The 7,868-nt window shown below is 33.8% G+C and carries 6 protein-coding genes; 1 reads left to right on the top strand and 5 read right to left on the bottom strand.

Annotated features, from left to right (window positions below; genetic code table 11):
• Positions 1-136 precede the first annotated feature (136 nt).
• Positions 137-1,591, bottom strand: coding sequence for an NAD(P)/FAD-dependent oxidoreductase (locus QZN45_RS08510; protein WP_292607091.1), 1,455 nt, complete (start codon positions 1,589-1,591; stop codon positions 137-139).
• A gap of 20 nt (positions 1,592-1,611) precedes the next feature.
• Positions 1,612-2,130 carry a nitroreductase family protein gene (locus tag QZN45_RS08505; RefSeq protein ID WP_292607094.1) on the bottom strand — a complete coding sequence of 173 codons (519 nt, stop codon included), beginning with the start codon at positions 2,128-2,130 and terminating at the stop codon, positions 1,612-1,614.
• 87 nt (positions 2,131-2,217) lie between these two features.
• Between QZN45_RS08505 and QZN45_RS08500 the strand changes: the two genes are divergently transcribed.
• Entirely contained in the window at positions 2,218-3,051 is an 834-nt protein-coding gene (locus tag QZN45_RS08500) for a tetratricopeptide repeat protein (RefSeq protein WP_292607096.1), read from the top strand.
• On the opposite strand, the gene QZN45_RS08495 is transcribed toward QZN45_RS08500, so the two are convergent.
• From QZN45_RS08495 to QZN45_RS08485, 3 genes are all read right to left on the bottom strand, one after another.
• Complete coding sequence (locus QZN45_RS08495; RefSeq protein WP_292607098.1) at positions 3,043-4,068, bottom strand: LytS/YhcK type 5TM receptor domain-containing protein; 1,026 nt, start codon at positions 4,066-4,068, stop codon at positions 3,043-3,045. The genes QZN45_RS08500 and QZN45_RS08495 overlap by 9 nt on opposite strands.
• A gap of 141 nt (positions 4,069-4,209) precedes the next feature.
• Positions 4,210-4,338: a hypothetical protein gene (locus QZN45_RS08490; protein ID WP_292607100.1), complete on the bottom strand. Its 129-nt coding sequence runs from the start codon at positions 4,336-4,338 to the stop codon at positions 4,210-4,212.
• 5 nt (positions 4,339-4,343) lie between these two features.
• Positions 4,344-7,868 carry an Hsp70 family protein gene (locus tag QZN45_RS08485; RefSeq protein ID WP_292607104.1) on the bottom strand — a complete coding sequence of 1,175 codons (3,525 nt, stop codon included), beginning with the start codon at positions 7,866-7,868 and terminating at the stop codon, positions 4,344-4,346.

Below are 7,868 nucleotides of genomic sequence, written 5' to 3'. Positions count from 1 at the left end.
ACATATATCCGGCTAATAAAAGAAATACTAATTTCACATCAAGAAATCACATCGATGTGAAATTTCAAGTGAAAAAAATTCTAGGATTTCAACATTGCCCTTTTTTTAAAAAAAAATATACATGGGAAAACCCATGCTACAAGTCATAGTGAATATTGTGCAATTTATACAGACATACAGAACTGCTTGAAGGGAATGCATAAATCATATAATCTAGTTCTTCAAGAGTTATTTTCTTGTTAATGATAAATGCAAACATGTTCGCTACATTTTCAGCGTCTGCAGCATATATTTCAGCACCGACAATGTTTAAATCCTTATCAACGATGACCTTTGCCTCTGCAGTAGTATCGTTTTTAAGTTCAAGAGAGTATGAATTGCCGTATCTGATTGTGTGGACATCATATTCGTCACTTTCATCTGCAACATACGCTGGAACACCGACAGTGGCAATTCTGGGAATGGTGTATGCAACGGCAGGAACTACAGGATAGGTTATTTCATCGGCTTCACCAAGCAATTCCTTTGCAAGGTATTTTGAGTGATGTATAGCTACGGTAACCAGTTTTGCAACGCCTGTATCTGCAACATCACCTGAAGCATAAATGTTTGGAACTTCTGTCTGAAGGTGTCCGTTTACCTTAATACCCTGTTTGGTGCTTGTAAGGCCAACATTTTCAAGACCTATTCCATCCACATTGGCTTCTCGCCCAATAGCTGCAACAACATAATCTCCACATAATGTTAGGCCACTTTCACATTTTACTGTGAATGCATTTTCATAAGCCCTGTTGTCGATTTTGGCTTCAGGATCTCTTAGCTCATCATCCGTATTCAAAGCCTTTTTGAGATTTAAAACTTTTGCTTCGGGGTTTTCAATTGTTGCACTGTCATCCTTAATGATTTCGCTTACCTGCTCATTGAAATGGAAGCGAATATTTTTTCCTTCAAGAATTTCAATTACCCTTTGAACATAAGGCTGATGGAAATACTTTAATGCCATGTCCCCTCTGATGATTACATCTGCTTCAAGGCCTGCTTCGGCAAGGATTGATGCAAATTCCATACCGACAAATCCCGCACCTATAATGATGGAATGTTTCGGAAGCTCATCAATGTCCAAATAGTCAGTGCTGTCATGTAGAAACACTTTTCCTTTGATATCAGGAATTACAGGCTTCAATCCAGTAGCTATAACGATTTTATCTGTAGTGAATGTTTCATCACCGACCTTTACGGTATGTTCATCTACAATAACACCCTTTCCATGAGCCACATCAAGGTCGTACTCTTCAAATTTGCCGTCCAGAAATGGAGCCATATTTGCAATTCTTTTCCTTTTGAATTTCATTAATGCCGGCCAGTCAACTTCAAAGTTACCTGCTTTTCCAACACCTTCAAAGTTATCTGCCAAAGCCTTTATTTCATATGGGGCATCGAGAAGTGCTTTTGAGTTACATCCCCTGTTAGCACATGTTCCTCCATATAGGCTTTCTTCGACTATCAATATTTTAAGGCCTGCTTTTCTTAAAAACCGGCCTCCCTGCCATGCGGCATTTCCGCTTCCAATATAAATAACATCATAATCCATAATTTAATCTCCTCCATCAACTATACCAAAAAATGTATCTTATTTTTATCCAAATCACTTTCATCGTGAGGTTTTGGAATATTGTCGCTGTGACCTAAGGCAAGAATGCCCACAATTCTATAATGACCATCGATTTTTAGGATATCCCTCACAACCTCTTCGGAATCCTTGCCGTCTTTACTTCTTAAGTGTATTTGGACCCAACAACTTCCAATATCAAGTTCTGTTGCCATCAAATGCATATGAGTCAATGCAATGGATGAATCCTCAATCCATGTATCTGCAACCATAGAATCCGCAACAACTACAATAGCCTTATTTGCACCAGCTATTAAATCTGCACCATGGTCTTTTGATTTAGACAGTTCCTTTAATGTTTCAGTTCTTTCAACAACCATGAAGTTACATGGCTTTCGGTTCATTGAAGTAGGTGCTAAAAGAGCAGACTTAAGAATCAAATCAAGTTCATCCTTAGATATATTTTCATCATTGAATTTTCTTGTACTTCTCCTTTTAAACATTACATCAATTAAAGACATGATTAAAAATAGGATTTAATATACTAAAAATATAACTATTACATCAATCAAATTCATAGATAAGCACAGCTATTGAAATTGATTTAAATGACAGACAATAGAGAATATCTCAATACAGACATTGACAAGCAAAATCAAAATGACAAAACTTACCAGGCCACCTTTAAAGTATCAAAAACTTCTAAAGTAGAGCATTTAATCAAGGAGCAGAAGTATGATGAAGCATTGGTGGAAATTAACAAGATACTTCAAAGTGACAATGATTACTCCAATTGGAATCTTAAAGGAATCATTCTTGATAACTTGAAGGAATATGAAAAGGCAATAGAATGCTTCGATAATGCATTAAACATTAATGAATCATCAGACATCAAGATTAACAAAGCGAATTCACTGTACAATTGGGGCAAACTTTCATTTTTCCCAGAAGGCAATTATGACAAGGCATTAAGATTGATCAATTGCGGATTGGAAGTGCTTGGGGAAAGTGAAGACCCATCGGAATTTTATTTTTTAAAAGCGGAAATATTGGAAGGTTTAAATGACCTCGTGGAAGCACAAAAAGCATATTTGATAGCTTATAAAGAATTTGATAGATTAAAAGAACTGGAAAATCAAATTGAATATATTAACAATACATCAGACATTTTAATAATCATTACAGGCTGCAGTTTCTATAACTTTACTCCTGAAAGTGGAATTATCGTTAGTCTGGTTAAGGACATTGAAAATGAGCATGACCCTGATGCGATAGCTGTCATGAAAGATGAATCTATTGTAGGATATGTTGCAAACAGCGATTACACGCTAATCGAAGAAGTGAAAAGTGCAAGTGACATCAAAAATGTAATGAACAATGAGCAGAAGGCAGAAATACTCTTTGATTATATCGGAGAGTATACAATTGCAAAACTAATCTGAATTTTCGTTTTTAAGATCATCTATTTCCTCTTCCAACTCTTCAATTCTATCCAAATGTTCTTCCAAGGTATTTTCCATCTCATTTATTCTAAATTCTTCATAGGAAATTTCTTTTTTAGGTTGAGTCTGTTCCTGGACAATCATTAAAAACAACGCCATGCCCATCACTGATGCAAACAACATCAAAGGATAAATGTCTTCCACAAAATGAAAAGAAATATTATTAGGAGTTAATATTACTATTAAAAGCATTTCAAATCCAATGAAATAAAAAATCAGCAATATTGAATGTAGGCTTCTAAGAATTTTTTTACCATTCCATACATATATCAGACTACCTACAATCCCTGATAAAACAGTTGAAAGGGCACATGGAAATGCAGTTACACCGCCCTGTGAAAATCTGAAGATTCCCGCAATTATTCCTGAAGGTATCCCTACAAAAGGTCCTCCAAACAATCCCCCAATCATGATTATTAAAGTTCTAACGTTTGCCGGAGTGTTATTGACATATACATGATACAATGAAGCAATGCAGCCCAAAATGGAAAAAATGATTAGACATAATATCTGATTTTTTCTTGTAATTTTGCCTTTCATAATATTTTTAAAAGGCTTTGTCTTGGTTACAATCAGCATGAATATCAGCATTACCGATAATACCTTGAACATTTCCATATAAGGAGCAATGAACATTTCAGTATTCGATGTCTTATTGAAATAGGAAATAACCATGCTTAATATTCCAATGATAATCAGATAGCATACTTCATAAATGGAGCTGTCCCCCAAATTTCTAAACTGGGGAAGTCTTGTCGAAATGAATCCTAAAATTATGATTGCAGAAACCATAGTAAGAATGTTATTCAATGTTTCAAAAGGAATATTGAAATTGCTATCATGATATAAATTGTTTAGGAACGCCACATAAAGAATGATGTTGGAAATAAACAGCAATATAAAAATAATATTTATTCTTGCATTGTTAATTTTAAATTTATTCCTTTTGTACTTCATAAAAAAACACGTCTAAAAGTAATTAAAATTTAATTTGTTCATCAGACTATAAATATTTTATACAAAAATTTTTTTTATAAACATAAATATTCATAGCTATTCAATTTAACTTTAAAAAGTTTATTATTAAATATAAAAAAGTTATTCATTGGAAAGCTCATCCAATGCTTCCATAACCTGCTTTAGGTCAAAGGGATACTCCAAAAATCCATCGGAATTGCTTTTATTTAAAACGATTGTTGCTTTTATAGAATTCTTTTCGTCTTTCATGAATATCACCTATCAAACCTTTCATCTATTTCATATAATTCCCTGACTATGACTGCCAAGTCATCATAATCGTGGAAATCTAAAGCTATTGATGCTCTTTTAGACAAATCTTCATAATCTTGCCTATTTTTATCATAAATACCCTCAGTTTTTAAATTGAAGAAGCTGGAAATGATTACATCATCCTTATTTAATTTGACATATTCTCTAATCAAATTATTGTAAATCTCATCTAATTTCACAAAGTCATTTGTATTTACTGCAATGTCCAGATATCTATTGAAATCAGCAGTTTCAAACAATTCTCCTCGTTTGGCAATATCGAGCTTATTTTTCACATTTTCCAAAAGCATTGAAAAGTTCAAGTTGAACTTTTCCCTTTTTATCATGTTTTCAAGATAATCAAGATATATTGAAGCCAACTGCATTGCTCTTTTATCTATTTTAACCAATTCAATTAACCTGTCTATATAATCTATGATTTCTATGCCTCTTATTGAACATGAATATTCATTCAAATAATCAATTGATTTTATTAAAGAGCTGTATTTATCCAGAATATACATTTGAGATATGTTGGCGCCATCGGATGAAAATGCATTGTCAAAAAACTTGATGAACATTTTATCATTTTTAACTAAAATAGGAGACCTTTCATCGATTTCAACCTTGCTATTGTGGTCATATATCACTATTTCGTAGTCTCCCTGGCGAATAGGTACCTTAAACGTACCGTCAAGATTGATTGGAACTTTACCAGTCGAGTATTCATCACCTATGAATTCAACATAATAACCGAGAAACGAATATTTGTCATCAATCGTAAAAACCCTTCCACTGACATAATCTTTCTGGATATTCAATATCAATGAAAATGGATTTGATGAAATGTCAACATTTGGCTTTTTAAGCATGCCAGCATATATTGATGCTCCTTTGGCAACAACGGTAAGTGGATTAATGCCATGTTCCAGACTCATGTCCAAATTTTCATTGATCAAATCCTGAACTATCGGACTAACGCATGACCCACCTACAAGAATGACCTTATCAATATCACTGCTTGAAAGAGAGTTATCATTTAATAGCTTTTGCACTAAATTAAATGTAGGTTTGATTAAAGGCTCAATAATTTCCACAAGCATATCTCTTGTTAAAGTATAAGTAAAGTCATAATCATTGAAAAGATTATGAATAAATATATCTGCACTACTATATTTTGACAATTCTTTTTTAGAATTTTCGGCTAATACCTTGAGCTTTGAAAAGATTCTTTTATATCTCTTATTATCTCGTGTGAAATCTTTCAGTTTTAATTGTTTGGCGATCTTTGGTGCAAAAATATCATCTACAATTGCCCAATCAAAAGCATTTCCACCAAAATCATCTAGCCTGATGCTGTCCAAACTATCAATTTCACCTGAAGAATATCTAATCAGGGAAATGCTGAAAGTGCCTCCACCCAAATCATAAATTAACCAATTATTTTCCTTCAAATCATATGCTATTGAAACGGCAACAGGTTCCAGCAAAAGACTGTGGGATCTCAATCCCGCAAGGTCAGCGGCATCATTTATCGCTTTGGTTTTAATGTAGTTAGAATTTGCAGGAACACAAATGACTGCATGTTCAACGTTTACGCCTAATTGTTTATATGCTGAAGTTCTCAAATCCTTCAGAATTTCTGCAGATAGCTCTTCAGGCTGCATTATACGTGAAGATTTTTGAAAGTTGAATGGAATGGAAAATCCCATATTATGCTTGAACTCAGAAATCGCATTCTTATCATCAACCCACATTGCATTCTTAGCATCTTCACCGACATGAATATTGTTATCCTCATCAATCAAGACAGCCGAAGGCGTGAAATCATCACCAGTCAGATAATTCTTGACGATAATGGGATTTCCATCATTATAATATGAAAGAATGGAGTCCGTCGTTCCCAAATCAATTGCATAATCAATAGTATTGCCCTTGAACTTGTTGGATATCTTAAATTCATTATTCATATTCTGTTTCCATAAAGATAACTTATATTCATAAGAATCTCTGATATCCGAATCGAAAACAACAGCGAACTCCATAAGATTGGATGCGTCAATGAGATTATTCAGATTGACCAGATGATTTGACTGTGCAACAATCTCTTCAACGGAATAAGTTTTCAGAGTATTTATGATTGGAGAATACATCTGCTTAATATGCTTATTTTTTTCCATCAGCTCTTCCAGTGAAAGGACTGCCTTAATCAGGTTGGCATCTTTTGACAATTCAATGAAAATTTTCCACAGATCAATATAATGACTGAATTTATTTTTTATTGAAGGATTGTAAGCTATTGCTTCTTTTAACAAATCAATTGACAAATAATAATTTTTTCCACTGAGATTAACTGTAAAAGCTTTTGAAATCAGTTTTACATCAGGATTTGGAGATTTCCACATCTTTAATGTTTCGCCATAATGCTTGCGGATTTCATAATCATTCAGAAATTCATTTTCCAAAATTTCAATAGCCATATCCAAACCGTTTTCCCTTTTAGCCAATCGGAAAGCATTCGTAAGAGAATTATTTATTAGATAATGATAATCATCCTCAATAGCTTCAGTTCTGTTAGTCATATCAACTGCAGGTTCCAGATTATTGATGACTATTTCAATATCAGCCAACAGTTCAGAAGCATTTTGATACCTGTCCTTCGGATTGATTTGAAGACATTTCATTACGATTTCATCAATATTTGTTGAAACATTTTTATTGTGGTAACTCGGAGGTTTGAATTGCTCTTTCCAAGGCTTCAATTCCAATAGGTCTTCCATGGAAAACATATCCATATCACAGGGAAATTTATTTGTCAAAAGCTGATAAAAGATAACTCCAACCGCATAAATATCTGTCATGGTAGATATTGTCTTTTTAAAACATTCAGGTGCCATGTATGGCCTTGTACCCACTATGTCAATATCTGAAATTTTAGTTGTAACTTCCTTCGAAAAACCAAAGTCGGAAATCTTGACGACAATCTCGCCGCAGTTATCAAAAGTAAGCAGGATATTTTTAAGCTTCAAATCCCTGTGTATTATCGGAGGATTTGACATGTGAAGCGTGTTCAAACCCATCAATATCTGCCTTATTAAACTCAGCACCTTATTTATAGGCATCAGAATATCTGAATTTATGAATGAATTCAGATATTGCTCCAAATCTCCACCCTGTACATACTCCATTACAAAAAAAGCTAAATCTTTTTTATTTTGCCCGAATGTTGACATGATTCCCGCATCATATATGCTTATGATATTTTCATGTCTCAATTTGGTTGCAAGCATCACTTCCTTGAATACTGATTTGATGTTTGTTGCAGGACTTACAGGTTCCTTGATGATTTTCATTGCCCGTAGGTCTTCAAGATAATTATGCTTTACAAGATAAACCTTGGCAAAGGATCCTTCGCCTAAAAACTTTTTAACTTCATATTGGCCATTGAAGAATTCGCCGACCAATTGTTTAATATCATCCAATTCCAA

The sequence above is a fragment of the uncultured Methanobrevibacter sp. genome, from assembly GCF_900314695.1.
Taxonomy (GTDB): Archaea; Methanobacteriota; Methanobacteria; order Methanobacteriales; family Methanobacteriaceae; genus Methanocatella.
This window is presented reverse-complemented; position numbering and strand designations above follow the sequence as displayed.

Excerpts from the sequence above, each read along its gene's own strand:
- QZN45_RS08510 (WP_292607091.1), bottom strand. The coding sequence starts at position 1,591 with ATGGATTATGATGTTATTTATATTGGAAGCGGAAATGCCGCATGGCAG.
- QZN45_RS08505 (WP_292607094.1), bottom strand. The coding sequence starts at position 2,130 with ATGTCTTTAATTGATGTAATGTTTAAAAGGAGAAGTACAAGAAAATTC.
- QZN45_RS08500 (WP_292607096.1), top strand. The coding sequence starts at position 2,218 with ATGACAGACAATAGAGAATATCTCAATACAGACATTGACAAGCAAAAT.
- QZN45_RS08495 (WP_292607098.1), bottom strand. The coding sequence starts at position 4,068 with ATGAAGTACAAAAGGAATAAATTTAAAATTAACAATGCAAGAATAAAT.
- QZN45_RS08490 (WP_292607100.1), bottom strand. The coding sequence starts at position 4,338 with ATGAAAGACGAAAAGAATTCTATAAAAGCAACAATCGTTTTAAATAAA.